Annotated in this window: 21 protein-coding genes, 1 tRNA gene and 1 pseudogene; 14 read left to right on the top strand and 9 right to left on the bottom strand. The window is 74.3% G+C overall.

Features of this window, described 5'->3' with window-relative positions; translation table 11 throughout:
• Window positions 1–49 precede the first annotated feature (49 nt).
• The 3 genes from MF406_RS07900 to MF406_RS07910 all read left to right on the top strand — a co-directional run bounded on the left by MF406_RS07900 (window position 50) and on the right by MF406_RS07910 (window position 5200).
• A complete protein-coding gene (locus MF406_RS07900) occupies window positions 50–3118 on the top strand; it encodes a right-handed parallel beta-helix repeat-containing protein (protein WP_242897488.1) in 3069 nt (1022 codons plus the stop codon).
• Window positions 3119–3306: 188 nt separating this feature from the next.
• Entirely contained in the window at window positions 3307–4032 is a 726-nt protein-coding gene (locus MF406_RS07905) for a hypothetical protein (RefSeq protein WP_242897489.1), read from the top strand.
• A gap of 109 nt (window positions 4033–4141) precedes the next feature.
• Window positions 4142–5200, top strand: a complete 1059-nt coding sequence (locus MF406_RS07910) for a WxL protein peptidoglycan domain-containing protein (protein WP_242897490.1) — start codon at window positions 4142–4144, stop codon at window positions 5198–5200.
• 182 nt (window positions 5201–5382) lie between these two features.
• Here the strand turns inward: MF406_RS07910 and MF406_RS07915 are convergent, their stop codons facing one another.
• From MF406_RS07915 to MF406_RS07925, 3 genes are all read right to left on the bottom strand, one after another.
• The gene (locus tag MF406_RS07915; RefSeq protein WP_242897491.1) at window positions 5383–5793 is read right to left on the bottom strand and encodes a type II toxin-antitoxin system VapC family toxin; all 411 of its coding nucleotides are present in this window, start codon (window positions 5791–5793) and stop codon (window positions 5383–5385) included.
• Window positions 5790–6011 (bottom strand): hypothetical protein, encoded by a 222-nt coding sequence (locus tag MF406_RS07920; protein ID WP_242897492.1) that lies wholly within the window; start codon window positions 6009–6011, stop codon window positions 5790–5792. The genes MF406_RS07915 and MF406_RS07920 overlap by 4 nt, the downstream gene beginning before the upstream one ends.
• A 144-nt stretch (window positions 6012–6155) precedes the next feature.
• Window positions 6156–6241: transfer RNA gene (locus MF406_RS07925), tRNA-Leu, on the bottom strand.
• A gap of 188 nt (window positions 6242–6429) precedes the next feature.
• Between MF406_RS07925 and MF406_RS19075 the strand changes: the two genes are divergently transcribed.
• Window positions 6430–7590: a GNAT family N-acetyltransferase gene (locus MF406_RS19075; RefSeq protein WP_371744632.1), complete on the top strand. Its 1161-nt coding sequence runs from the start codon at window positions 6430–6432 to the stop codon at window positions 7588–7590.
• Between the two features lie 108 nt (window positions 7591–7698).
• Here MF406_RS19075 and MF406_RS07940 read toward each other — a convergent pair whose 3' ends face one another.
• Together MF406_RS07940 and MF406_RS07945 are read right to left on the bottom strand one after the other, a co-directional pair.
• The gene (locus MF406_RS07940) at window positions 7699–8184 is read right to left on the bottom strand and encodes an SRPBCC domain-containing protein (protein WP_242897493.1); all 486 of its coding nucleotides are present in this window, start codon (window positions 8182–8184) and stop codon (window positions 7699–7701) included.
• Entirely contained in the window at window positions 8181–8693 is a 513-nt protein-coding gene (locus MF406_RS07945; RefSeq protein WP_371744633.1) for an ArsR/SmtB family transcription factor, read from the bottom strand. Before MF406_RS07945 ends, MF406_RS07940 begins: the two co-directional genes overlap by 4 nt.
• Window positions 8694–8929: 236 nt before the next feature.
• Here MF406_RS07945 and MF406_RS07950 point away from each other — a divergent pair, with 236 nt between their 5' ends.
• Both MF406_RS07950 and MF406_RS07955 read left to right on the top strand, forming a co-directional pair.
• Window positions 8930–11077, top strand: a complete 2148-nt coding sequence (locus MF406_RS07950; RefSeq protein ID WP_242897494.1) for a M3 family metallopeptidase — start codon at window positions 8930–8932, stop codon at window positions 11075–11077.
• Window positions 11078–11099: 22 nt separating this feature from the next.
• Window positions 11100–12542 (top strand): M20/M25/M40 family metallo-hydrolase, encoded by a 1443-nt coding sequence (locus tag MF406_RS07955; protein WP_242897495.1) that lies wholly within the window; start codon window positions 11100–11102, stop codon window positions 12540–12542.
• Window positions 12543–12683: 141 nt separating this feature from the next.
• Here MF406_RS07955 and MF406_RS07960 read toward each other — a convergent pair whose 3' ends face one another.
• On the bottom strand, window positions 12684–12899 hold the full coding sequence (locus tag MF406_RS07960; RefSeq protein ID WP_242897730.1) for a DUF5703 family protein: 216 nt from the start codon (window positions 12897–12899) through the stop codon (window positions 12684–12686).
• 127 nt (window positions 12900–13026) lie between these two features.
• Between MF406_RS07960 and MF406_RS07965 the strand changes: the two genes are divergently transcribed.
• Complete coding sequence (locus tag MF406_RS07965) at window positions 13027–13338, top strand: DNA primase (protein ID WP_242897496.1); 312 nt, start codon at window positions 13027–13029, stop codon at window positions 13336–13338.
• 256 nt (window positions 13339–13594) lie between these two features.
• Here the strand turns inward: MF406_RS07965 and MF406_RS07970 are convergent, their stop codons facing one another.
• On the bottom strand, window positions 13595–14572 hold the full coding sequence (locus MF406_RS07970; RefSeq protein WP_242897497.1) for an aldo/keto reductase: 978 nt from the start codon (window positions 14570–14572) through the stop codon (window positions 13595–13597).
• A 230-nt stretch (window positions 14573–14802) separates the two neighbouring features.
• Between MF406_RS07970 and MF406_RS07975 the strand changes: the two genes are divergently transcribed.
• Together MF406_RS07975 and mshC are read left to right on the top strand one after the other, a co-directional pair.
• Entirely contained in the window at window positions 14803–15666 is an 864-nt protein-coding gene (locus tag MF406_RS07975) for an undecaprenyl-diphosphate phosphatase (protein ID WP_242897498.1), read from the top strand.
• 168 nt (window positions 15667–15834) lie between these two features.
• A complete protein-coding gene (mshC, locus tag MF406_RS07980) occupies window positions 15835–17142 on the top strand; it encodes a cysteine--1-D-myo-inosityl 2-amino-2-deoxy-alpha-D-glucopyranoside ligase (RefSeq protein ID WP_242897499.1) in 1308 nt (435 codons plus the stop codon).
• A 106-nt stretch (window positions 17143–17248) separates the two neighbouring features.
• Here the strand turns inward: mshC and MF406_RS07985 are convergent, their stop codons facing one another.
• On the bottom strand, window positions 17249–18154 hold the full coding sequence (locus tag MF406_RS07985; RefSeq protein WP_242897500.1) for a PAC2 family protein: 906 nt from the start codon (window positions 18152–18154) through the stop codon (window positions 17249–17251).
• 72 nt (window positions 18155–18226) lie between these two features.
• Between MF406_RS07985 and MF406_RS07990 the strand changes: the two genes are divergently transcribed.
• A complete protein-coding gene (locus MF406_RS07990; protein WP_242897501.1) occupies window positions 18227–18958 on the top strand; it encodes an HAD family phosphatase in 732 nt (243 codons plus the stop codon).
• On the opposite strand, the gene MF406_RS07995 is transcribed toward MF406_RS07990, so the two are convergent.
• Window positions 18948–19979: a RecB family exonuclease gene (locus tag MF406_RS07995; protein ID WP_371744635.1), complete on the bottom strand. Its 1032-nt coding sequence runs from the start codon at window positions 19977–19979 to the stop codon at window positions 18948–18950. The two genes, MF406_RS07990 and MF406_RS07995, sit on opposite strands and share 11 nt — an antisense overlap.
• Before the next feature lie 233 nt (window positions 19980–20212).
• Here MF406_RS07995 and MF406_RS08000 point away from each other — a divergent pair, with 233 nt between their 5' ends.
• The 4 genes and pseudogenes from MF406_RS08000 (at window position 20213) to MF406_RS08015 (ending at window position 23480) form a co-directional block, all read left to right on the top strand.
• A complete protein-coding gene (locus tag MF406_RS08000) occupies window positions 20213–21361 on the top strand; it encodes a site-2 protease family protein (protein WP_242897502.1) in 1149 nt (382 codons plus the stop codon).
• Window positions 21362–21479: 118 nt separating this feature from the next.
• The gene (locus MF406_RS08005) at window positions 21480–22538 is read left to right on the top strand and encodes a tRNA (adenine-N1)-methyltransferase (protein WP_242897503.1); all 1059 of its coding nucleotides are present in this window, start codon (window positions 21480–21482) and stop codon (window positions 22536–22538) included.
• A 449-nt stretch (window positions 22539–22987) separates the two neighbouring features.
• Entirely contained in the window at window positions 22988–23245 is a 258-nt protein-coding gene (locus tag MF406_RS08010) for a CopG family transcriptional regulator (RefSeq protein ID WP_242897504.1), read from the top strand.
• Window positions 23242–23480: pseudogene (locus MF406_RS08015) on the top strand (toxin). The gene MF406_RS08010 and the pseudogene MF406_RS08015 overlap by 4 nt, the downstream one beginning before the upstream one ends.
• The last annotated feature ends 148 nt before the right edge of the window (window positions 23481–23628 follow it).

The following is a 23628-nucleotide window of genomic DNA, read 5'->3' on the forward strand; positions in this document are numbered from 1 at the left end:
TGTGCACGACTCAATGAGGAGGAGAAGGATGTCACGTCGATCCGATGTCATGAGCTGGGGCCAGCGACGCCGACGAGGGCTCGGCCTGGTCGGAGCGATCACGGCCGCACTCGTCGCCACCGGCGGTGCGCTTCCTGCCGGGGGCGTGGAGGCCGCACCAACCGCGGCGGCCACGCCCGTAGCCACCGCGGTGGCTACGGATCCCTCGCTGCACTACGTCGACTGTGCTGCGCCGGTGGACGGCGACGGAACCGAGGCGGCGCCATGGAACACGCTCGACTCGGTCTCCGCCCACCTGCTCGAGCCGGGCGACCGGCTCCTGTTCCACCGGGGCTCGACATGCCACGGCAGCCTGCGTACGCAGGGCAGCGGGACCGCGGGGGCGCCGATCGTGATCGATGCCTACGGCGACGCCGAGGACGGCTACCCGGTCATCGCGGGCGACGGTGTGCCCGACGCCGTCCTGCTGGAGAACCAGGAGTACTGGGAGATCCGGAACCTCGAGATCACGAATGCCGACGCCGAACAGGCGAAGCAGTACACCGCCCAGCGCCGCGGCCTGACGATCCGCAACGTCGACCAGGGCCGGCTCAGCCACTTCCGCGTCGAGGGCCTGTACGTCCACGACGTGCTCGGCGAGGGCAAGAAGGACCTGGGCGGCTCGGGCGCCATCCAGCTCGAGGTCGACACGCGCGACGGGGTGACGCGTTCCTGGTTCGACGACACCGTGATCTCCGACAACCGGATCGAGAACGTCAACCGGTCGGGCATCAACATGTCGACCGCATGGAAATGCCGAGCCGAGATGGCCTGGGACTCGCCGTGCGATCCGCGGAGGCCCACGGAGCGTCCGTTCACGCCGTCCACGGGCCTGATCATCCGCAACAACACGCTCGAGGGCGTCGGCGGTGACGGCATCGTCGTGCAGATGAACGAGGGCGCGATCGTCGAGGGGAACTACCTCAAGGACGGTGCCAACCGCTCCAACTCTCACAACGCCGGAATCTGGGTGTGGAACAGCGACGACACGCTGTTCCAGTACAACGTCGTGACGAACACGCAGAAGATCAGCCAGAACGACGGTACCGCGTGGGACGCGGACTACGGGTCGCGCAACACCGTTTTCCAGTACAACCTCAGCTACGACAACGCCGGCGGGGGCATGTTCTTCTGCGGCTGCGGCAACTGGAAGATCGAGGGGCTCGGGTTCGCCACCGATGCAACCTACCGGTACAACCTCTCGGTCGGGGACGGCCAGGCCGCCGACCTGCTCGACGTACCGGGCAACGAGAACACCGACCGGTTCCAGTTCCTGTCCGGGGTGACGGACTCGTCGTCGTACAACAACACCATCATTCTTCCCGAAGACCTACCAGACGTCTCCGGCGAGGAGGGGTACCGCCTCAACGGCACGAACGACACCGGTAGCGGGCTGCTGCTTGCCAACAACCTGTACGTCACCACGGGTGAGATCGCCCCCGATACCTACGACTCGACGAGCAACGTGCTGAACTGGGTCCGCAACGCGTTCTCTGGCCCGGCCCAGAACTGGCCCGAGGGTACGGGGAAAGTCGAGATCGCCGAGACGCTGCTCACCGGCGTCGAGGGTACGTCGCCCGTCGAGGCGTTCCTCGCCCGTAGCGCCGAGCTCGAGGGTGCCGGGCAGCGGATCGCACCCGCAGGGACGTACGACATCCAGGGCAACCCCGTCGTCTCGTCGTGCGCGCCCGACATCGGCGCGTTCCAGGTGAGTGACCAGGCCGCGGACGACTGCGCGGACGCATGGACGGACCGCGTCGTCGAGGCGGGGTCGAGCATCAGCGTGCCGGTGCGCGCCAACGCGAGCGTGCGGGTCACCGGCGCGGCCGCGGGGACGATGGTCGTCACGAACCCGGCGGGGCTCGACCACGTCGCGACGCCTGACGCCCGGGGCACGGTCTCGACCGTCGTGCGCACGTCGACCGACGCCGATCCGACGCTGACGATCGCGTGCGATGAAGGTTGCACGGGGGTGAGGGTCACCGACGCGGCCGACGACATGATCGACGGGTCATTCGAGTCGCTGAAGAACACGCCGTGGTACCTGTCGCCGTGGCGCACCTGGCACAGCCCGTGGAGCGGAGCCGAGGCCGAGCGTCGACGTCAGGCAGCCGAGCTCCGCACGGGCGATGCCGCCTCGGTCTCCTCGGGCCGGCTCGCCGCGCGGATCACCAGCGCCGAGCCGCGCCTCGCGCAGGACAACCTGCCCGTCGAGGGCGGCGGGAGCTATCGACTCGCCGGCTGGGTGAGGCCGGCAGACGGCGCGGAACCGCTCACGGTGAGCCTCATGCCGTTCGTGGATAACGTCGTGGGGAGCGAGGTGCTCGCGTCCTTCGATGTTCCGGCCGGCGGGGGCGGTCTGGTCCGGCTCGACGAGCGCTTCGCACTGCCAGACGACGTCGCTGCGGTCACGATCGTCGTCAGCCAGGGCGGGCTCGTCGGCGCCCAGGAGGCCCACCTCGACGACCTCACCCTCACTCGCGACGATTCTGCGCCGCGTGTCGAGCGCGAGCCGGGCGACGTCACGGTTCGCGAGGGTGAGCTCGCGGCCTTCCTCGCGCGCTTCGCCGGGAACGATTCTCCGTCGGTCGAGTGGCAGCGCCTCGTCGACGGTGTGTGGGCACCTGTCACCGCGACGAAGCTCGGTCAGGAGGGTCAGGTCGAGCGCACCCCACGGCTCGTCCTCGACGACGTGACGCTCGCCGACTCCGGTAGCCGGTTCCGCGCGGTCGTCACCAACGCGGCAGGCACCGCGACGACGCGTGAGGCAAGGCTCACGGTCAAGCCTGCTCTCGCGGCCGGTTCGGGTGAACCGGCTGTCGCGGCGGAGGCACACTCGCGCTGCGTCGCCGGAAAGGTGTACCTCGCAGTGCGCGCGACCAACGTCTCGGACGTCCCGCTCGACGTAGAGCTCGTCACGCCGTACGGCAGCCGAACGATCGCCCAGGTCACGCCAGACGCCTCCGCCTCTGCTGCGTTCGCCGTGCGTTCCGCGCACATCGACAGCGGGATCGCAACCGTCCGCGTCGGTGGCGCGATCGTGGCCGAGCCCGCCTACGCCGCACTCGACTGCGACTGACGCTGCCACGACCCCCTCGAAGGAGAGCGCATGCCCTCACCAGAACGTGCCGCCCCGCCCGCGCGAACGACACCCACGGTCCGGTCGAGGCCAAGGTGTCCCTGCTGTGCCCGCGCCTGGGCCGGCAAGTGGCGGGCGGGACGTGGTCGCCCGCGGGCGGGCGTGGGTGTCGCGGCGCCGCCAGGGACATGAGGCAGGAGATCCGGGCATGCCCGGCAGACCGGATCGACAGGTGTCTTCGTGCGGGCCGCCTTCGGGATATCCGCAGTCAACGACGAAGGGAAGTGGTTTCGGTGGTGAAGCAGGGTTCGGTGGTGCGGCTGGGTGCGGCGGCGCTGGGTGGTGTGCTGCTGGTGGGTGTGGGGTCGGCGGCGTTCGCCGAGTCCCAGGTCGGCGAGGGCAGCGAGGTGGATGTGTCGGTGACGATCGAGGACACCGATCAGGGGGTGCTGGCGATGAGCGTGGCGGGGACGGCGGCGGCGCTGACGGAGAACGGGTCCACCGGGACGGTGCGCCAGTTCACCGGCGCGCTGCCGACGGTGACGGTGACAGACACCCGGACGGCTGAGGAGATCCCGGACGGGGCGTTCTGGTGGGTGGAGGGCACGGCATCGTCGTTCGTGGGGGAGGCGGGTCAGGCGGAGATCGGGGCGCAGAACCTGGGCTGGTCGCCGTCGGTCGTCGATGACGGGTCCGGTGCGGTGGCGGTGGGGCCGGATGTGGCTCCGGCGCTGGAGGTGGCGGAGGCGCCGAACAACGTCGGCCTGGTGGGTCGTGAGCTGTTGGCGATGGCGCTGACGAGTGAGGAGGCGGTCGGGTCGTGGGAGGCGAGCGCGGACCTGAGGCTGCAGGTGCCGGCCGATGTCGAGCCGGGGGCGTACACCTCGACGCTGACGCTGTCGCTGTTCGAGTGAGGCCGCGTGGGCGGGTGCCGGGTGGGTGCGGCATCCGCCTGTCCGCCCTGGCGGTCGGGGTGGCCGCTGCGGGGGGCGCGCGGCCCGGTGCCCGGGACGTGGAAGGCCGATGATGGCTGGGTCCTCTGGTCTGCGCCGGGTGCGCGCTCTCCTCGCCGCGGCGGTGTCTGTGCTGGTGCTCGCCGGGGTCTGCGCTCCTGCTGCCGCCTCCACGCAGGAGGAGCCGTCGGGCACGGTGACCTGGTCGGTGCGGCCGGCCGACGGGTCGGGCGAGGACGGCCGGGCGTGGGTGGAGCAGGAGCTGGACCCGGGGCAGAGCGCGAGGGAGCACCTGGCCATCCGGAACCTGTCCGCGGAGGAGGTGACGTTCCGGGTCTCGGCGGCGGACGGGTACTTCCGGGAGAACGGCCGGTTCAGCATGCTGCCCTCGGACCGGGAGTCCGTCGACGCCGGCCGGTGGATCGAGGTGCCGGAGGAGGTGCGGGTCGGCGCCGGGGAGACGGTCGTGGTGCCGTTCACCACCACCGTGCCGGAGAACGCCACTCCGGGTGATCATGCGGCGGGGATCGCGGCGTCGGTCCTGTCGGAGCAGGTCGGCGAGGACGGCACCTCGGTCGGGGTGGAGTCCCGGGTGGGGTTCCGGGTCATGACCCGCGTGCGGGGTGCGCTGGCGCCCGCAGCGGCGGTCGAGGGCGTCACGTCCGACTACGAGGTGTCGTGGAACCCGCTGGCTCCCGGCGACGCAGTCGTGCGGTTCGAGGTCGTGAACACGGGCAACGCCCGCCTGCTCGTGACGGGCGTGCTGGACGCGGCTGGCCGCAGGACTGCCTTCCCCGGCGCCGAGGAGATCGATCAGGAGCTGCTGCCGGGCGACCGGCGCGCGTTCACGGTGCCGGTGGCGCACGTCTGGCCGCTGTTCTACGCGCCGGCGTCGCTGGAGGTGGCGCCCGCGGCCGTCGGCGAGGGCGAGGGCACCGCCGTCGACCCGATCGCGGTCGACGCGGGCTTCTGGGCCGTGCCCTGGTCCCAGCTCGCCGTGCTCGCCGGGCTCGCGCTCATCATCGGATCAACCCTCTGGGGACGTCGCCGCTCGCGCCGCCGCCTGGAGAGCATGCTCGCCCAGGCACGCGAGGAAGGCCGCCGCCAGGCAGAGCAGACGAGCGAATGAAGAGCCGCGGGCCACGGCGGCGAGCTAGACGCCTCGGTGGCGCAGCAGTGCTGAAGGAGATCGGCGTAGACCTGGCGTCTCCGGAGAAGACCGGTCCGGAAGCCCGCAAACGTCCAGGCTGTGAGGGCCAAGCACGCAGTGCTGCCCGTTGTCCACCAACAAGACCTGAGCGCTGTTCGCGTCTATGGCAGGAGCGTGAACGCCGGGACGTGCGCTGGCCGCACGATCTCGAAGTGCTTCCGGTCGAGCGTGGCGATCTGGCGGGCACCGAACCGTTCTGCGACCGCGATGACGAATGCGTCGGCGCTGCCCAGGGGCAGGTTCGAGTAGCGCTCGACAAGGTCGGCGGCCCTACGCGCGTCGACGTCGTTGACGGCGATCATCCGGTACACACCGTCAGCGACGTCACGCAGGAAGGCGGCCTCGGCCGACGTGCCTGCGCGAGAGGCGAGCATGTACCCAACCTCTCCGACCAGGGGCGAGGGCAGGAGCAGTGGGCCCGGGTGAGTCTCAAGCAGCTCCACGCAGCTCTCGTGGTAGTTGTCCTTGCGGTTGGCTGCGGCGACGATCGGACCGGTGTCTACGACAATCACGCGGTGTGCCGACCGTCCCAGCCCTCTCGGACGATCTCCTTGGCCCGCACACCGAGGTCCGGCTCACCGTCGAACACGGCAGTCGTCCGGAACCTGCGCCGCTGCGGCTGTGGCTTAGCAGAGTCCGCCGAGAGCCTATGGAGCATGTCGACGGCGTCAGCGAGCCGCTCCTCGGGAACTTCGTCCAGGAGCTGGTGCGCCTCGTCCCTGACCGTCATGCTGTCAAGCCTAAGGGGGTGGGGCCCCGGGTGGGGGAGCACAGGTGATGCCGTGGATGAGACCGTCCGGGCGGCCCACGGCGGCAGGTGGGGCGGTGTGGACACGGGATAGGAAAAATACCGCATCGTTGCAGGTCAGGAGGGTGTCCGGAGGGGGACTTGAACCCCCACGCCCTATCACGGGCACTAGCACCTCAAGCTAGCGCGTCTGCCTATTCCGCCACCCGGACAGGTGGTGCACCCAGCCGCCGTCGCGGCGCGTGGCCACCGACGCCCGTCTGGGCAACGCCGTAGAAGATAGCACGCGCGCCCCCGCCCGACCGAACGGCCGAGGGGTCGAGGGAGCAGCCCGGCCACCGAGCTACCGCCCGCAGCCGCTGCACCGGCGCACCCGGTCGCTGTACTACCGTCGCCAGCCATGGAGCCCTTCGACCTGGCCACCCCCGACCGCCGCATGGTCCTTGCCCCGCCGACGGCTGCCGACGTGGACCGCATCACCGAGATCTGCCAGGACCCGGAGATCCAGCGGTGGACCACCATCCCGGTCCCCTACACCCGCGCCCACGCCGAGGGCTTCGTGACCGCCGTCGTCCCGCAGGGCTGGGCAGACGCGTCGGCGACCTGGGCCATCTACAGCGACGGCCGGCTGCACGGCATGGTGGACCTGCACGGGATCACCGACGGTAAGGCCGTGATCGGCTACTGGCTGGGGCGCCAGGCCCGCGGCCGCGGGCTGATGCACACCGCCGTCGGTCTCGCCCTCGACGCCGCCTTCGGCCGGCTCGGGCTGTCCGTCGTGGAGTGGCGGGCCGACGTCGGCAACTGGCCCTCCTGGCGGGTCGCCTGGCGGCACGGCTTCCGCAAGGAGGGCACCGTGCGGGCCCTGAACCACTCCCGCGGGGAGTGGAAGGACGGGTGGATCGGCACGCTGCGCGCGAACGACCCGCGGCGGCCGGCCACCGACTGGGACGGTCCGGTGCCGGTCGTGGCCGTTGCCGACGGCGGGGAGGTGCCGGCGGCCGACGGCGGGCCGTCCGGAGAGCCGCCGAACGCCGTCGGCGGGCCGTCCGGACAGCCGTCGCACGCCGTCGACGGCGCCCCTGGCCCCGCGCCGTCCCCCCGGGACCCGGACGCCCTCGTGCGCCAGTTCCACGCCACCTACGGCCTGCCGGTCGTGGCCGACCCGCCGAGCGTGGACCGGGACCGGGTCCACATGCGGATGGCGCTGGTGGCCGAGGAGCTCGCCGAGCTCGTCGAGGCCGTGTACGGGCCCACCGCGGGCGCCGAGATGTCCGCCGCGTTCACCCGGGCGGTCGCCGCCGACGACCGCACCCGGGACACCGTCGAGGCCGCCGACGCCCTGGGCGATCTCGTCTACGTCATCTACGGCATGGCGCTGGAGTGCGGCATCCCGCTGGACGAGGTCCTGGCCGAGATCCAGGCGTCCAACCTCTCCAAGCTCGGCGCGGACGGCCGGCCGATCTACCGCGAGGACGGCAAGGTCCTCAAGGGCCCCGGCTTCTTCCCGCCCGACATCGCCGGCGTCCTCGCCCGCCGCGGTTATCGCGGCCGGTCCTGACCGCGTCCCCTGCCCGACGGCGGGACGCGCGGCGTCCGGCCCCGACGGTGGCCCGTGGGGCCGGGGCGCCGCCGGGCACCACGTCCGGGGCCCGAGAGCGTCGGAGAGTCAGGCAGCGACCAGTGCGTCCATCTGGCCGACCGCCTCCTGCAGGCCCTCTGCCGCGCCCATGCTCAGCACCTGGTCCATCTGCTCGCGCGAGTCGTAGACCGAGCGCAGCTCCATCCGGGTGCCGCCCTCGTGGGTGGTCAGCTCCACCCGGGTGGTGGTCGTCGGCAGGTCTGCGCTCGGCGTCCCGTCCTGGTCGGCGAAGCCGTCGACGAACTCCAGGAACCGTGGCGGGTCGACCTTCTTGACCTGCCACCAGCCGCGGTAGCGCTCGCCCTCCGGACCGGTCATGAAGTAGGTGACCGCCCCGCCGGGGGTCAGGTCGTGCTCCTCCACCGTCGCCGGGTGGGTCGGCGGGCCCCACCACCGCTCCAGCTGACGGGGGTCGGCCCACAGCTGCCATACCCGCTCGGCCGGGGCGGCGAGGTCGGCCACCAGGGTCAGCGTGAGGTTGTCGTAGTCCTTGCGGACGTCGGTGACGCTCATTGTCGTGTCCTCTCGTCGTGCGGGTCGTGGATGCCGTACGGATCTTGGTCACCATGCGGGTCTTGACCGCCATCGGTCGCGCCGTTCGAGCCGTGAGGCGACTGCTGGGGCGCGCCGTGGCGGTCGTCGTGTCGCCTACCGTTCCTCGGTCCTGCCGGCTGTCCGCCTTCCTCGGCGAGCAGCCCGGACATGCGGTCCACCCGACCGGACCAGGCCGACTCCAGCGCGTCGAGCGCCTCCCGCGCCCGGCGGAGCGCGTCGGGGTCGGTCCGCACCAGGCGCTCCCGGCCGCGACGCTCCTTGGTGACCAGGCCGGCCCGCTGCAGCACCGCGACGTGCTTCTGCACCGCCGCGAAGCTCATCGGGTAGGCCTCGGCCAGTCGTGACACCGACAGCTCGGCCACCGCCGCCCGGCGGAGGATGTCACGACGGGTCACGTCGGCGAGCGCGTGGAACACCTGGTCCACGGTCGCGTCAGTGACGGAATGTACAACCACGAGGTTGCACATTAGTGGCTGGCGTGGCCGGCGGCAAGAGGCCGCCCACCGCCGCCGGCGCCCGGCGCCCGCCGTCGTCGGCAAGTGATTCCCGCTGCCGCGGCTATGCAGGACGCTGCCCACCGCGGTCGGCAAGAGGCGGCGCACCGCCGTCGGCAGGACACGCCAACCGCGGTTGGCAAGCGGCCCGCCCGCCGCGACCCCGACCCGCCGCGCCGGCCCGGGAACCGACCGGCACAATGCCCAGCATGCCGTCACCCGACACCCTCCCCGAGGGCGAGCTGGGCCAGGACAATCCCTTCCGGTCCCCCTCGTCCCTGCCGTACGAGCTGCCCGACTTCGCCGCCGTCCGCACCGAGCACCTCCGCCCCGCGATCCTGGCCGGCATGGCCGCCCAGCGCGCGGAGTGGGAGGCGATCGCCACCGACCCCGACCTCCCGGAGGTGGCCAACACCCTCGTCCCGCTCGAGCGCTCCGGCGCCCTGCTCGACCGCGCCCTCGCCGTCCTCGGCACCCTCGTCGGCTCCGTCGGGGGCGCGGAGCTGGACGCCGTCGAGGCCGACGTCGCCCCGCGCCTCGCCGCCCACCAGGACGCCCTCCTGCTCGACCGGCGGATCTTCGCCCGGCTGGAGTCCCTGCACGCCGCGGCGCCGCTGCTCGACCTGGACGAGGAGACCGCCTGGCTGCTGCACACCTACCGCCGCCGCTTCCTCCGAGCGGGGGTCCGCCTGACCGACGCCGAGATGGACCGCCTGCGCGCGCTCAACCGCGAGATCGTCAGCCGCGAGACGGAGTTCTCCCAGCGCACCGTCCGCGGCCTCGAGCACGGCGCGGTCCCGGTGGCCGACCCGGCCCAGCTCGCCGGCCTGGACGGGACGACCGTCGCCGGGCTGGCCGCCAACGCCGCCGAGCGGCCCGAGCAGGCTGCCGGCGCCGGCCACCTGATCACCCTCCTGCTGCCCACCCAGCAGCCGCTGCTCAGCCAGCTCACCGACCGCGACCTGCGCGAGCGCCTGCTGGCCGCCTCCCGCGGCCGGGGCACCGGGGAGCCGGCGGACCTGGACACCCGCGGCGCGGTCCTCGCCCTGGCCCGGCTGCGGGCCGAGCGGGCCCGGTTGCTCGGCTACCCGCACCACGCCGCCTACGTCGCCGCGGACGGCACCGCCGCGACGACGGCGGCCGTGACCGAGATGCTCGCGCGGCTCACCGGCCCCGCCGTCGCCAACGCCACCGCCGAGGCGGCCGAGCTCCAGCAGGCCATCGACGCCGATCCCCAGGTGCCCGGCCCGGCCCGGCTGCGGGCCGCCGACTGGGCGTACTACGCCGAGCGGGTCCGCCAGGACCGCTTCGCCGTCGACGACGCCGTCCTGCGCCCCTACCTCGAGCTGGACCGGGTGCTCACCGATGGCGTCTTCGCCACCGCCACCGACCTGTACGGCCTGACCTTCACCCCCCGGCCCGACCTGCCCGGCTACGCCGACGGCGTGCGGGTCTGGGAGGTCGCCGAGGCCGACGGCACGGGCCTGGGCCTGTTCGTCGGGGACTACTACGCCCGCCGGGGCAAGCGCGGCGGGGCGTGGATGCACCAGCTGGTCGACCAGTCCCGCCTGCTCGGCCGGCGCCCCGTCGTCGTGAACAACCTCAACGTCACCCGCCCGCCCGCCGGCGCCCCGACCCTGCTGACCTGGGACGAGGTCCGCACCTGCTTCCACGAGTTCGGCCACGCCCTGCACGGCCTGCTCTCCGACGTGCGCTACCCCTCCCTCGCCGGCACCGCGGTGCCCCGCGACGTCGTGGAGTACCCCTCGCAGGTGAACGAGATGTGGCTGGCCAACCGCGGCGTCGTGACCCGGTTCGCCCGGCACCACGCCACCGGGGAGCCGCTGCCCGCCGAGCTGCTCGACCGGCTCCTCGCCCAGGGCACCTACGGGGAGGGCTTCGCGACGACGGAGCACCTCGGCGCGGTCCTGCTCGACCAGGCCTGGCACCAGCTGGCGCCCGAGGACGTCCCCGACGACCCGGCCGCGGTGCCGGCCTTCGAGGCCGCCGCGCTGGAGCGGGCCGGGGCGGCGCTCGAGCTCGTTCCGCCCCGGTACTCCTCGACGTACTTCCTGCACGCCTTCGGCGGGGAGTACGACGCCGGGTACTACGCCTACCTGTGGTCCGAGGTCCTCGACGCCGACACCGTGGAGTGGTTCACCACCGAGGCGGCGCAGGGGGACGACGGCGGCCTGAACCGGGCGGCCGGCCGGCGGTTCCGGCAGGTCCTCCTGGGCCGGGGCCACTCCCGCGACCCGATGGTCTCCTTCCGCGAGCTGCGCGGCCGGGACCCCCGGATCGAGCCGCTGCTGCGCCGGCGCGGGCTGGCCCCCGCGGATGCCGGGCCGAGCCGCTGACGGCGCTGGGTAGCCTGCCGCTATGACCAGCGAGCCGCGCCACGCCCCCCGGCAGCAGCCCGACCCCGGGCAGCCCGTACCGCAGACCGGCGCCGGGCGGCCCGGTCCTGGCCAGCGTGGTCCTGGCCAGCCCGGCGCCGGGCGCCCCGCGGACGCGCCCGTGCGGCCGGAGGAGGAGGTGGTGCAGATCTGCCGCGACCTCATCCGCATCGACACCTCCAACTACGGCGACGGCTCCGGCCCGGGGGAGCGGGCGGCCGCCGAGCTGGTCCACGGCCTGCTCACCGACGTCGGCTGGGACCCCGAGCTGGTGGAGTCCGAGCCCGGCCGCGCCAGCGTGTTGCTCCGCATCCCCGGCACCGACCCGACCCGCCCGGCCCTCGTCCTGCACGGGCACACCGACGTGGTGCCCGCCCAGGCCGGGGACTGGACGGTGGATCCGTTCGCCGCCGAGGTCCGGGACGGGATGGTCTGGGGGCGCGGCGCCGTCGACATGAAGGACATGGACGCGATGATCCTGGCCGTGGTCCGGGACATGGCCCGCACCGGGTGGCGCCCGCCCCGGGACGTCGTCGTCGCGCTGCTGGCGGACGAGGAGAACGGCGGCCGGCTCGGGGCCCACTGGCTGGTGGACCACCGCCCGGAGGTGTTCGCCGGGGCGACCGAGGCGGTCAGCGAGGTCGGCGGGTACTCGGTGGAGGTCGACGGGCGGCGGGTGTACCTGCTGCAGACCGCGGAGAAAGGCCTCGCCTGGCTCCGGCTCGTCGCCGAGGGGACCGCCGGTCACGGGTCGCAGGTCAACGAGGACAACGCCGTCACCCGGCTAGCCGGGGCGGTGCACCGGATCGGCCAGCACCCCTGGCCGCTGCACCTGACCGGCACGGTGCGCGAGCTGCTCACCGGCGTCGCCGACCTCACCGGGCTGCCGTTCGACCCTGAGGACCTCGACGGCATCGACCGCCTGGTACGCGCGCTCGGGCCGGCGGCGAAGTTCGTCGGCGCCACCCTGCGCACCGGCGCCAACCCCACCCAGCTGGCGGCCGGGTACAAGGCCAACGTCGTCCCGGGGACCGCCACGGCCGCCGTCGATGTCCGGCCGCTGCCCGGCCAGGAGGCGGAGGTGCTGGCGACCATCGGTGAGCTGGCCGGGCCGGGCGTGCGGGTGGAGGACATCCACCGGGACACCGGTCTGGAGACGCCGTTCGCCGGCGACCTGGTCGACGCCATGGTCGCCGCGCTCGACGCCGAGGACCCGGGCGCCGTCGTCCTGCCGTACATGCTCTCCGGCGGGACGGACAACAAGGCGCTGTCCCGGCTGGGGATCACCGGCTACGGGTTCGCGCCGCTGCGGCTGCCGGCGGACCTGGACTTCGCCGGCATGTTCCACGGCGTGGACGAGCGGGTGCCGGTCGACGCGCTGCGCTTCGGCTGCCGGGTGCTGGAGCGGCTGCTGCGCACCTGCTGAGGCGGTCGGGGACCGCCCCGGCCGGGGGGCGGGAGAGGGCGTCGTCGGGGGCGGGAGAGGGCGTCTCGGGGGCGGGGCCGCCGCCGTCGGGCGTCAGCGCACGGCGTCAGCCGCGGCCGCCCCGGCCGACGCGGGCCCGCGTCAGAGGGTGCTCTCCACCCGCATGGCCTTGCGGCGGAGCCACACCTTGCGGTTGCCGCCGAGGTACACCCGGGTGCGGGCCAGCTCCCACCGGCCGTACTCGGCCTCGTCGGTGAGCAGGCGGCGGGCGTCCCCCCGGCTCACCGAGCGGGGGATGGTGAACGTCCGGTACTCGTAGTAGGTCTCCGCGCCGGCGCCGCGCCGACGCCGACCCATCACGCGCTGGTTGCTGCTGGCCATCGACCCCATGCTCCCTCTCGCTGCGAAGATAGCGAAATCTAGGGTATCTGCGCAGGTCAGAGCGGAGGTGTGACGCAGTCCAGGGGACGCTACCCTCGGGGACATGGCTACCGACCCGCGGGCTGCGCTCGACCGTCTCATCGCTGCCTTCGAGGCACACTACGACGCCGTCGCCGCGGCGCAGGACAGCGACGCACCGGCGGTGCTGGCCGCGGCCAGCACGCTGATGGACGCCTTCGACACCTACGACGACGCCCTGTTCACCGGGTTCGGGGTCGACACCCCCTTCGACATCTACACCGAGGACGACGAGGACGAGGACGATGACGACCTCTTCGAGGACGACGAGGACGAGGACGGGGACGACGAGGACGGCGACGGCTACGAGGACGACGAGGACGACGAGATCCGCTGAGCGCGGAGGACGAGACTTCGGCGGCGCAGTCGACGAGACCATGCACGGACGACGGGACCGTGCAGGAAGTAACACAATGTCGCGGCAGCCGTGATGCGAATTGGCGTAATCCCGCCGCGGGAGCGGCCGGTCATGGCGAGTTTGTGTTACTTCTCGCACGACTGAGCGCTGACGAGCGACCCCACCGGGCGCGGACGACGAGACGGCCGCCGAGCCCTGCCGGACCGGCGCGGCCGCAGCAGGCTCGCCGACCCGGTCAGAACCGCTCGGGGTAGCCGACCGGCGGCGCGGTCACCTCGTCCAGCACCGCCCGGATCGGCGCGGGCAGCTCGAGGTCCTCGGCCGCGAGCGCCCCGCGCAGCTGGCCCGCCGTGCGCGCGCCGACGACGGCGCAGCCGATCCCCGGCGCGTCCCGGACCCAGGCCAGGGCCACCTCCAGGGCCGTGCGGCCCAGGCCCTCGGCCGCCGTCGTCACCGCCTCCACGACCCCCCGCGCGCGGTCGGTCAGGTACGGCTCGACGAAGCCGCGCAGGTGCGGCGACGCCGCCCGGGAGCTCGCCGGCACGGTCGCCCGGTACTTGCCGGTGAGCACCCCGCGGCCGAGCGGGGACCAGGCCAGCACCCCGGCGCCGAGGCCCCGGGCGGCGGGGAGCAGCTCGCGCTCGATGCCGCGCTGGAGCAGGGAGTACTCCACCTCCACCGCGGCGAGGCCGGGGCCGCCGGACGCGGCGAGCAGGGTGGCCGCCTGGGCCGTGGTCCAGGCCGGGTAGTTCGACAGCCCGACGTAGCGGGTCCGGCCGCTGCGCACCGCGAGGTCCAGCGCGCTGAGCGTCTCGGTCAGCCGGGTGGCCGGGTCGGGGGACTGCACGAGCCACAGGTCCACGTGGTCCGTGCCGAGCCGGGCGAGGGAGGCGTCGAGGGTGTCCAGCAGCGACCCGCGGGAGGCGTCGACCACGGCGCCGCCGTCGCGGGTGCGGCGGTTGCGCACCCCGGCCTTGGTGACGAGCACGACGTCGGCCCGGTCCGCCGCCCCCGCCAGCAGCTGCCCGATGACCGCCTCGGCGGCGCCGTCGCCGTAGGAGGCCGCGGTGTCCAGGACCGTGCCGCCGGCGTCGAGGAAGACCTCGAGCTGCTCGGCCGCCTCGTGGTCGTCGGTGTCGCGGCCCCAGGTCAGCGTGCCCAGGCCGAGCCGCGAGACCGACACCCCGGTGGCCCCGAGCCTGCGCTGTTCCATGACCACACACCGTAGTGGCCGGTGCGACCGGGGCCCGGGGCGCGGCCGAGGCGGGCGGCCGGCGGCGGGTGGCCGGGGGGGTGGGCGACGGCGGGCGGCCGGCGGCGGGTGGCCGGGGGGGTGGGCGACGGCGGGCGGCCGGCGGACGTAGGCCGGACAGCCGTCCGTGAGCCAGGCCATGCGCGCCGCCGGCCGTCCACCGCCCACCGGCGCCAGTAGGGTGGCCGCTCGTGACGTGGTGGGAAGCAGTGATCCTCGGGCTCGTGCAGGGCCTGACCGAGTTCCTCCCGATCTCCTCCAGCGCGCACCTGCGCATCGTGGGCGAGCTCCTGCCCGGCGGGGGCGACCCGGGGGCCGCGTTCACCGCGATCACCCAGATCGGCACCGAGACGGCGGTGGTGATCTACTTCCGCCGCGACATCGCCCGGATCATCAGGGCGTGGTTCGGGGCCCTCCCGGTCGGCCCGTGGCGCGGCACCGTGCCGCGCACCGACCCCGACGCCCGGATGGGCTGGTTCGTGATCGTCGGGTCGGTGCCCATCGTCGTCCTCGGCCTGCTCCTGGAGGACGCGATCGACCACGCCTTCCGCAACCTCTTCCTGATCGCCGCCACCCTGGCGGTCTTCGCGGTCCTGCTCGGCTGGGCGGACGCCACCTCCCGCCGGACCAAGACGCTGGACACGATGACCTGGCGCGACGCCGTCGTCTTCGGCCTGGCGCAGGCGCTCGCGCTGGTCCCTGGGGTCTCCCGGTCCGGCGGCACCATCACCGCCGGCCTGCTGCTGGGCTACACCCGGGAGGCCGCGGCGCGGTACGCCTTCCTGCTGGCGATCCCCGCGGTGCTCGGCTCTGGCCTCTACAAGCTGGTGGGCGACGTGCTCCTCGGCGACCCGGCCGCCGGCGCCGCCGACGTCCCGGGCAGCGCGATCCTGCTCGCCACGCTCGTCGCCTTCGCCGTCGGCTACGTGGTGATCGTCTGGTTCCTCAGGTTTGTCTCCACCCGCAGCTACGCCGTGTTCGTCATCTACCGCCTGGTCCTCGCCGCCGTCGTCGTGGGGCTGGTCCTGGCCGGGGTCCTGCAGGCGGTGCCGTAGCCGCGGTCCGGTGCCGCCGGCGCCGAGCCGGGCCTCCGGTGCGGGCGGTGTGCCCGGACCATCCAGGTGTCGGCGGGCGGTGCGGTGTGTCGTCCCGGTCCGCGGGACCCGGCCTGAGCCGGACGGTCAGCCACCGTAAGTCCCGTCAGCGGCGGGTTAGAGTGCAGCGTGCGCAGCTGGACCAGCCCCGACGTCCCCGCGCTGCCCGGCCAGGGGCCGCGGCTGCGCCTGTTCGACACCGCCTCGGGGACCACCCTCCCGTCGCGGACGGAGGAGCCGGCCACGCTCTACGTCTGCGGGATCACGCCCTACGACGCCACCCACCTCGGGCACGCCAGCACCTACGTCGGCTTCGACCTGCTCGTCCGGGCGTGGCGGGACGCGGGCCGGACGGTCACCTACGTCCAGAACGTCACCGACGTCGACGACCCGTTGCTGGAGCGGGCGCGGGAGACCGGCGTGGACTGGCGCGCGCTGGCCGACGAGCAGGTCGAGCTCTACCGCTCGGACATGACCGGCCTGCGGGTGCTCGCCCCGGACCACCTCGTCGGGGCCGTGGAGGCGATGGACCTCGTCGCGGCCGCCGTCGAGGAGATGGTCGACCAGGGGGTCGCCTACCCGGTGCCGGTGCCCGCCGAGGAGCTTGCCGCGCTGCCCGACGACGGCGCCGCGGCCGCCGCCGACGCGCCCGGGGACCCGGCCGCCGACACCTACGCCGACCTGTCCCAGGACCCCTTCTTCGGCACCGCGGCCCACCTCGACGCCGCCGAGATGGTGGCGGTGTTCGCCGACAACGGCGGCGACCCCGACCGGCCCGGGAAGCGGTCCGCGCTGGACCCCCTGCTCTGGCGCCGCGCCCGCCGGGACGAGCCGCACTGGCCCGGCCGGTCCCTCGGCCCGGGCCGGGCGGGCTGGCACATCGAGTGCGCCGCGATCGCCCGGCACTACCTCGGCCCGGTGGTGGAGGTGCAGGGCGGCGGACGGGACCTGGTCTTCCCCCACCACGAGATGAGCGAGTCGCACCTGCGGGCCCTGACCCGGTTCGACGCCCCGGTGCTCGTGCACGCCCACGGCGGCATGGTCGCCTGCGGCGGGCAGAAGATGAGCAAGTCCCTCGGCAACCTCGTCCTCGTCTCCGACCTGGTGCGCCAGGGGGTGGACCCGATGGCCATCCGCCTGGCCCTGCTCGACCACCACTACCGGAGCGACTGGCAGTACTCCGCCGAGCGCCTGCGGTGGCAGCGGGACCGGCTGCGGCGCTGGCGCCAGGCGGTCCGCGCCCCGCGCGGGCCCGCGGCCGAGACGCTGCTCGCCGAGGTCCGGGCCGCGCTCGCCGACGACCTGGACTCCCCGGCGGCGCTGCGCGCGGTGGACGGCTGGGTCGAGCGGGCCCTGGCCGACGGCGACGGCGGGGAGGAGGTCGGCCCCCGGCTGGCCCGCCGCACCCTGGACGCGCTGCTCGGGATCGCGCTGTAGCGAGAGCCGGGGCGAGGACGCTGTAGCGAGAGCCGGGGCGAGCACCCCGCCGTGCACCCCGCCGTGCGGCCGCCGCCTTGTGCCAGACCCCCCCGGCCCGCGGCCGCTACTTGGGGCCGGGCCCGCCCTTGTCACCCTTGTCGTGCGCGTCCCGGCGGCGCAGGTACCGCTCGAACTCCTGGGCGATGGCCTCCCCGGACGCCTCGGGCAGCTCGGCCGTGTCCTTGGCCTCCTCGAGCTGCTGGATGTACTCGGCGACGTCCGGGTCCTGCCCGGCCAGCTGGTCCACCCCGGCCTGCCAGGCCCGGGCGTCCTCGGGGAGGTCCCCCACCGGCAGCGGCTCCCCGACCAGCTCCTCCAGCCGCTCGAGCACCGCCAGCGTGGCCTTGGGGGAGGGCGGCTGCGCCACGTAGTGCGGCACCGCCGCCCACACGCCGACCGTGTGCAGCCCGCGCTCCGCCGCGAGGTGCCCGAGCACCCCCACGATGCCCGAGGGTCCCTCGTAGTCCGACCCCTCGACCCCCAGGAGCGCCTGGACCTTCGGGTCCTGCGAGCTCGTCTGCACCGGGATCGGCCGGGAGTGCGGCACGTCGGCGAGCAGGGCCCCCACGCCCACGACGGTCCCGACCCCGAGCTGGGCCGCGACCTCGAGGATCTCCTCGCAGTAGTCCTGCCAGTGGAAGGACGGCTCCACCCCCTGCAGCAGCACCACGGTCCGGCCGGACAGCGGGGCCCGGGCCACCGAGATGGTCGTGCTCGGCCAGCTCAGCACCTGGGTGCCGTCCTCGTCCCGGCTGATCACCGGCCGGTTGACCTGGAAGTCGTGGAAGTCCTGGGGGTCGACCTCGTGGACGAGGCGCGCGTCCCACGCGTCGGCGATGTGCTCCAGGGCCGAGGTCGCGGCGTTGCCGGCGTCGTTCCAGCCCTCGAACGCCGCCAGCAGGAGTGCGGGCGGCAGCTCGGCGTCCGCCTTGCGGCCGCGGCGGGCCTCGCCCTGGGGAGTGCCGGTCATCCCCCCAGCCTAGGTGCCAGAGCCACCCGGACGCCGTCGGGCCGCCGGGCGCGTCCCGGTTATGGTCGAGACGTGCTTCCTTCCGACCTGCCTGACCCCGCCCTGCCCGACCCCGACCTACCCGACGCGGTCCTGCTCGACATGGACGGCACCCTCGTGGACACCGAGCCGTACTGGATGGCGACCGAGGCCGAGGTCATCGCCCGCCACGGCGGCAGCTGGTCGGCCGAGCAGGGGCTGCAGCTCGTCGGCAACGACCTGCGGACCTCCGCCCGGGTCATCCTGGACGAGACCGGGATCGACGTGGACCCGGACGACCTGGTGACCGAGCTCGTCGGCGCGGTGGCCGCCCGGGTCCGGCGCGACGGCGTCCCCTGGCGCCCCGGCGCCCGCGAGCTTCTCGCCGCCCTGGCCGACGCAGGGGTACCGCGGGCGCTGGTGACGATGTCCTACCGGGTCCTGACGGCCGCGGTGACCGAGACCTCGCCGGTGGCGTTCGACACCGTCGTGGCCGGTGACGAGGTCACGCACGGCAAGCCGCACCCCGAGCCTTACCTCATCGCCGCCCGGCGGCTGGGCACGACGGCCGCCCGGTGCGTGGCGGTGGAGGACTCCGCGGTGGGTGCGACGTCCGCGCTGGCGGCGGGCGCGGCGACCGTCGCGGTCCCGCTCATGGTCCCGGTCCCGGCGCAGCCCGGCCTGTCCCGGCTCCGCACCCTGGAGGACCTCGACCTGGGCCTCCTCGCCCGCATTGCGGGTGGCGAGGTGGTCGACCAGCTCGAGCCGGAGCGGTCTAGGGTCTGACCGTCCCGGGTCCACCGGCGGGCTCGGCGCGCTCGGCCGGCTCGGTGAGAGCGGCGGGCTCGGCGAGCGCGGCCGGCTCCGCGAGCACGGCCGGCTCGGTGACCGTGGCGTGCGCTGCGGACCCGGCCGGCTCCGCCGGGTTCCCGGGGCCGGCCGGGTCCACCCCGCCGACGGTGAGCAGGTGGCGCAGGCCCTCCTCGGGGACCGCCGGCGGCTCGCCGCCGAAGGCGGGGCAGTAGGCCTGGAAGCTGCACCAGGCGCACAGCCGGGAGGTCCGCGGCGCGAACTCCCCGGACCGGGCAGCGGCGGAGATGGTCTGCCAGAGCTCCTCGAGGTACCGCTCGGTCGCGAGCAGCTCCTCCGCCACCGGGTCGTGCGCGACCGTCCGCCCGTCGCCCAGGTAGACCAGCTGGAGCCGCGCCGGGACGGTGCCGTGCAGCCGCCACAGCATCAGCCCGTAGAACCGCATCTGGAAGAGGGCCTCGTCCATGAACCGCGGGTTCGGGGAGCGGCCGGTCTTGTAGTCCACCACCCGGACCGCGCCGTCCGGGGCGACGTCCAGCCGGTCGACGTACCCGCGCAGCAGGACCCCGGAGGCGAGCTCGGTCTCCACGAGCAGCTCCCGCTCGGCCGGCTGGAGCCGTTGCGGGTTCTCCATCCGGAAGTACTGGGTGAGCAGGCTCCGGGCCTGGACCAGCCAGGTGCCCAGGTCCTCCGGCCCGGTGAACATGCCGAGCACCTCCGGGCGGCGCTGCTGCAGCTCGGCCCACTGTGGGTTCAGCAGGGCCTGCGCGGCCGGCTCGGTGCGGCCGGCGGCCGGCAGGTCGAAGAGCCGCTCGAGCACCGCGTGCACGAGCGAGCCCTTGACCGCCGCCGGGCTCGGCGGCTCCGGGAGCCGGTCCACCGCCCGGAACCGGTACAGCAGCGGGCACTGCTGGAAGTCCTTGGCGCGCGACGGCGACAGCGCCGCCCGGCGGGGCGGTGCGTCCTGGACGGGCGTGGCGACGGCGGTCTCGGTCATGCTCGTCACGCTAACCCGGCGCACCGACATCCCCGCGGCGCCGCACCGGCCTGGGGGCCGGGCGGCGGCGGGCCAGCCGCTGCGGGCGCCCCGGCACCGGGCCTCCGGCTGCCGATGACGCGGCACCAGCGTCCCGTGCCGGGTTGATCGGCCCGCACCGGGCCGACCGGTCCCGCACCGGCCGTCCCGCACCGGGCCCGACACCCCGGCACCCGCCCCGTAGGGTGGGACCGGTGAGCCGCCAGCCGCGCCCGGCCCGGGCCTCCACCGCGGGCTGGGTGCTGTTCCGGCTCGGCGGCGTGCCGGTGGTGCTGGCCCCGTCCTGGCTGCTCATCGCCGCCGTCCTGCTGGCCCTGTACTACCCGGTCGTGCGCGGGCTGGTCCCGCGCGCGCCGACCGGCACGGTCGCCGCGACCACCGCGGCGTTCGTCGTCATGCTCTTCGTCTCGGTGCTCGTGCACGAGCTCGCCCACGGCCTGGTGGCCGCCCGCCTCGGGTCCCGCCCGCGGGAGTACGTCATCACCTTCTGGGGCGGCCACACCGCCTTCGAGCGCGAGCTGCCCACGCCCGGCGCCTCCGCCGCCGTCTCGGCCGCCGGCCCTGCCGCGAACGCCGTCCTCGCGGCCGCCGCCTGGGCCGCGACGCAGCTGCCTGGCCCGGCGCTGCCGCTGTGGCTGGTGCTGTGGGGCGCCGTCGTCTCCAACACCATCGTGGCGGTGTTCAACCTGCTGCCCGGGCTGCCGCTGGACGGCGGGCGGATCCTCGAGGCCGCGGTTTGGCGGGCCACCGGCGACCGGCTCCGCGGCACCACCGTGGCCGCCTGGGGCGGCCGGGTGGTCGTCGTCGCGGTGGTCGCGGCGGTCCTCCTGTGGCCGTTGCTGGAGGGCCGTCGGCCGGGCCTGGGCACCGTCCTCTGGGTCGCCATCCTCGGCTCGTTCCTGTGGGCCGGGGCCGGGCAGTCCCTCGCCGCCGCCCGGACCCTGCGCGCCGCCCGCACCCTGGACCTGCTCGCCCTGCTCCGCCCGGCGGCCGCCCTGCCGGCGACGGCCAGCGTGGCCGACGCTGAGCCCGCCCTGGCCCGCGGGGCGGCGGTGGTCGTGATCGACGGCGGCCGGCCGGTCGCCGTCGTCGACGTCACCGCGGTGGTCGCCGTGCCGGCGGAGCGCCGCGCCACCACGCCGGTGGCCGCCGTCGCCCACCCGCTGGCCGCCGAGCAGGTCCTGCCCCCGCTCACCGGGGCCGCCGCCGCGCAGGCCGTCGCCCGGGCGCAGGAGCACGGGTCGGTCGCCGTCGTCGGTGACGCCGCCGGGGTGCGCGGGATCGTGTCGGTGGCCGACGTCGCCGCGGCCCTGCGCAGGCCCGCCGTCCACCGCCGCGGGTAACCGGCCAGCCCGTCCCGTCAGCCGGTGCACCAGCCCGTGCTTCACCAGCCGGTGCGCGTACCAGGTGCGAGGACCCGGTACGCGACCCCCGCCAGCCCGGCCCGTAGACTGCCCGGCCGTGACCACCGAGCCCACCCCGCCCGCCGGCGACGCGCCACCGCCCGGACCGGCCCGCCGCCGCGGACCCCTGCGGGCCGGCGAGCGGGTGCAGCTGACCGACGCCAAGGGCCGGCAGTACACCGTCGTGCTCACCCACGACGGCTACTTCCAGAGCCAGCGGGGCTCCTTCCACCACCGCGAGCTCATCGGCGCCGAGGACGGCACCGTGCTGACCACGGCCACCGGCCACCAGCTCCTGGCCCTGCGGCCCCTGCTCAGCGACTACGTGCTCTCCATGCCCCGCGGCGCGGCGGTCATCTACCCCAAGGACGCGGCGCAGGTGGTCCAGATGGGCGACATCTACCCCGGCGCGCGGGTGGTGGAGGCCGGCGTCGGCTCCGGCGGGCTGGCCATGAGCCTGCTCTCCGCGATCGGCGAGCGCGGGCACCTGCTCTCCGTCGAGCGCCGCGCCGACTTCGCCGAGATCGCCGTCGCCAACGTCGAGTCCTGGTTCGGCGGGCCGCACCCGGCCTGGGAGGTGGTCGTCGGCGACCTCGCCGAGGTGCTGCCCGCCCGGGCCGGGCCGGCCACGGTGGACCGGGTGGTCCTGGACATGCTGGCCCCGTGGGAGAACCTGGCCGCCGTCGCCGAGGCGCTCGTCCCCGGCGGGCTGGTCCTGGCCTACGTCGCCACCACCACCCAGCTCAGCCGGTTCGTGGAGGACCTGCGCGGCACCGAGCAGTTCGCCGAGCCGCGGGCCTGGGAGTCGATGGTGCGGACCTGGCACCTCGAAGGGCTGGCGGTGCGCCCGGACCACAGGATGATCGGCCACACCGGCTTCCTCGTCACCGCCCGCCGCCTAGCGCCCGGCATGACCCCGCCGCAGCGCACCCGGCGGCCGGCCAAGGGTGCCTACGCGCCCGACGGCGACTGGGCGCCGGAGGACGTGGGGGAGCGGACCGTCGCGGACAAGAAGGTGCGGCGGGTCCGGCGCGATGTCGCCCGCCGCGCGGCGATGGAGGCCACCGGGCTGGCGTCCGGGTCGGGCGCCCCGCCCGCCGCGGACGACGGCGGCTGACGCAGGGTGCTGCGCGCGGCGCCGGTGCCCGCAGAGGCGTCGTCCGGCCCCCACGGGCGTCGTCGTAACGCCCGCGACCAGCACCGGAGTTCGTGGAATGGCTCATGGGCCTGCCCGGGGCCCCGCGGCTTGGGTCATCGATCCCGCTGGTTCGCCGAGCACCAGCCGGTGACGTCCATCGTCGACGCCATACGTAGCCTTGGCCGGGCAGCCGGTCGGTAGCGACCGGGCGCTCCCGCGGGAGCGCCCGGGTTCGGGGCGCAGCATCACGGTCGCAACCGCCACGGCGGCCGGAAGCATGCCACGCTCGGGTCAGCGGGGCACACCGCCGCGTGCCGATCCCCGGAGCCCGCGCCGGCAGTTGGGGCACTCGGCGCATCTCGGATGCCCGGTCGCAGCGTGGTCGCTGGGAGGTGGGCCGGCGCACCGTTTCGTATAACATCGATGGCATGGCTGAGCGCGAGACGATCAAGGGCACTCCTGTCACCGAGGAGCAGATCGCAGCATGGGCGGACGAGGCTGAGGCCGGATACGATGTCGAGGCACTGAAGAAGCGCGGCCGTGGGCGACCTGGCCGTGGCGCTGGGCCGTCACAGGTTGTTGCGCTGCGCCTCACCGCGGACGAGGTCGCCGACCTTGATGCACGGGCCGAACGTGAAGGCAAGTCTCGCTCCGAGGTGATCCGGGAGGCCTTGGCCTTCACGTGAGAGTCCACCCGTCCGCTCGCAAGCACGGCATCGACCCCGAGGACGCGGTCCAGGCTGCGACGTGGGCGACCTGGATCGAAGACCTCGATGACAACAGCCCCGCAAGGCAGCTGCGTCTCGGTTCGATACCCGTGGCCGCATGCTGGAGACGGTCGTACTCGTCTTCGACAGCGGAAACGAACTCGTGATCCACGCAATGAAAGCGCGACCTCAGATGCTCGATCTGCTCCCGTAGTCGAACAGAGACCGTACGATCTTCACATCGCTTTGGTCTTCTCTCACCGCTGCGACATGCGCCAATCCTACCGGCGGCCCAGACCCACAGTGAGAGCATGGAAAGACGCGCTAGGGGCACAGCCGAGTGCCGATCCCCGGATCCCTCG

Origin of the sequence: Georgenia sp. TF02-10 (assembly GCF_022759505.1) — a bacterium.
GTDB lineage: Bacteria > Actinomycetota > Actinomycetes > Actinomycetales > Actinomycetaceae > TF02-10.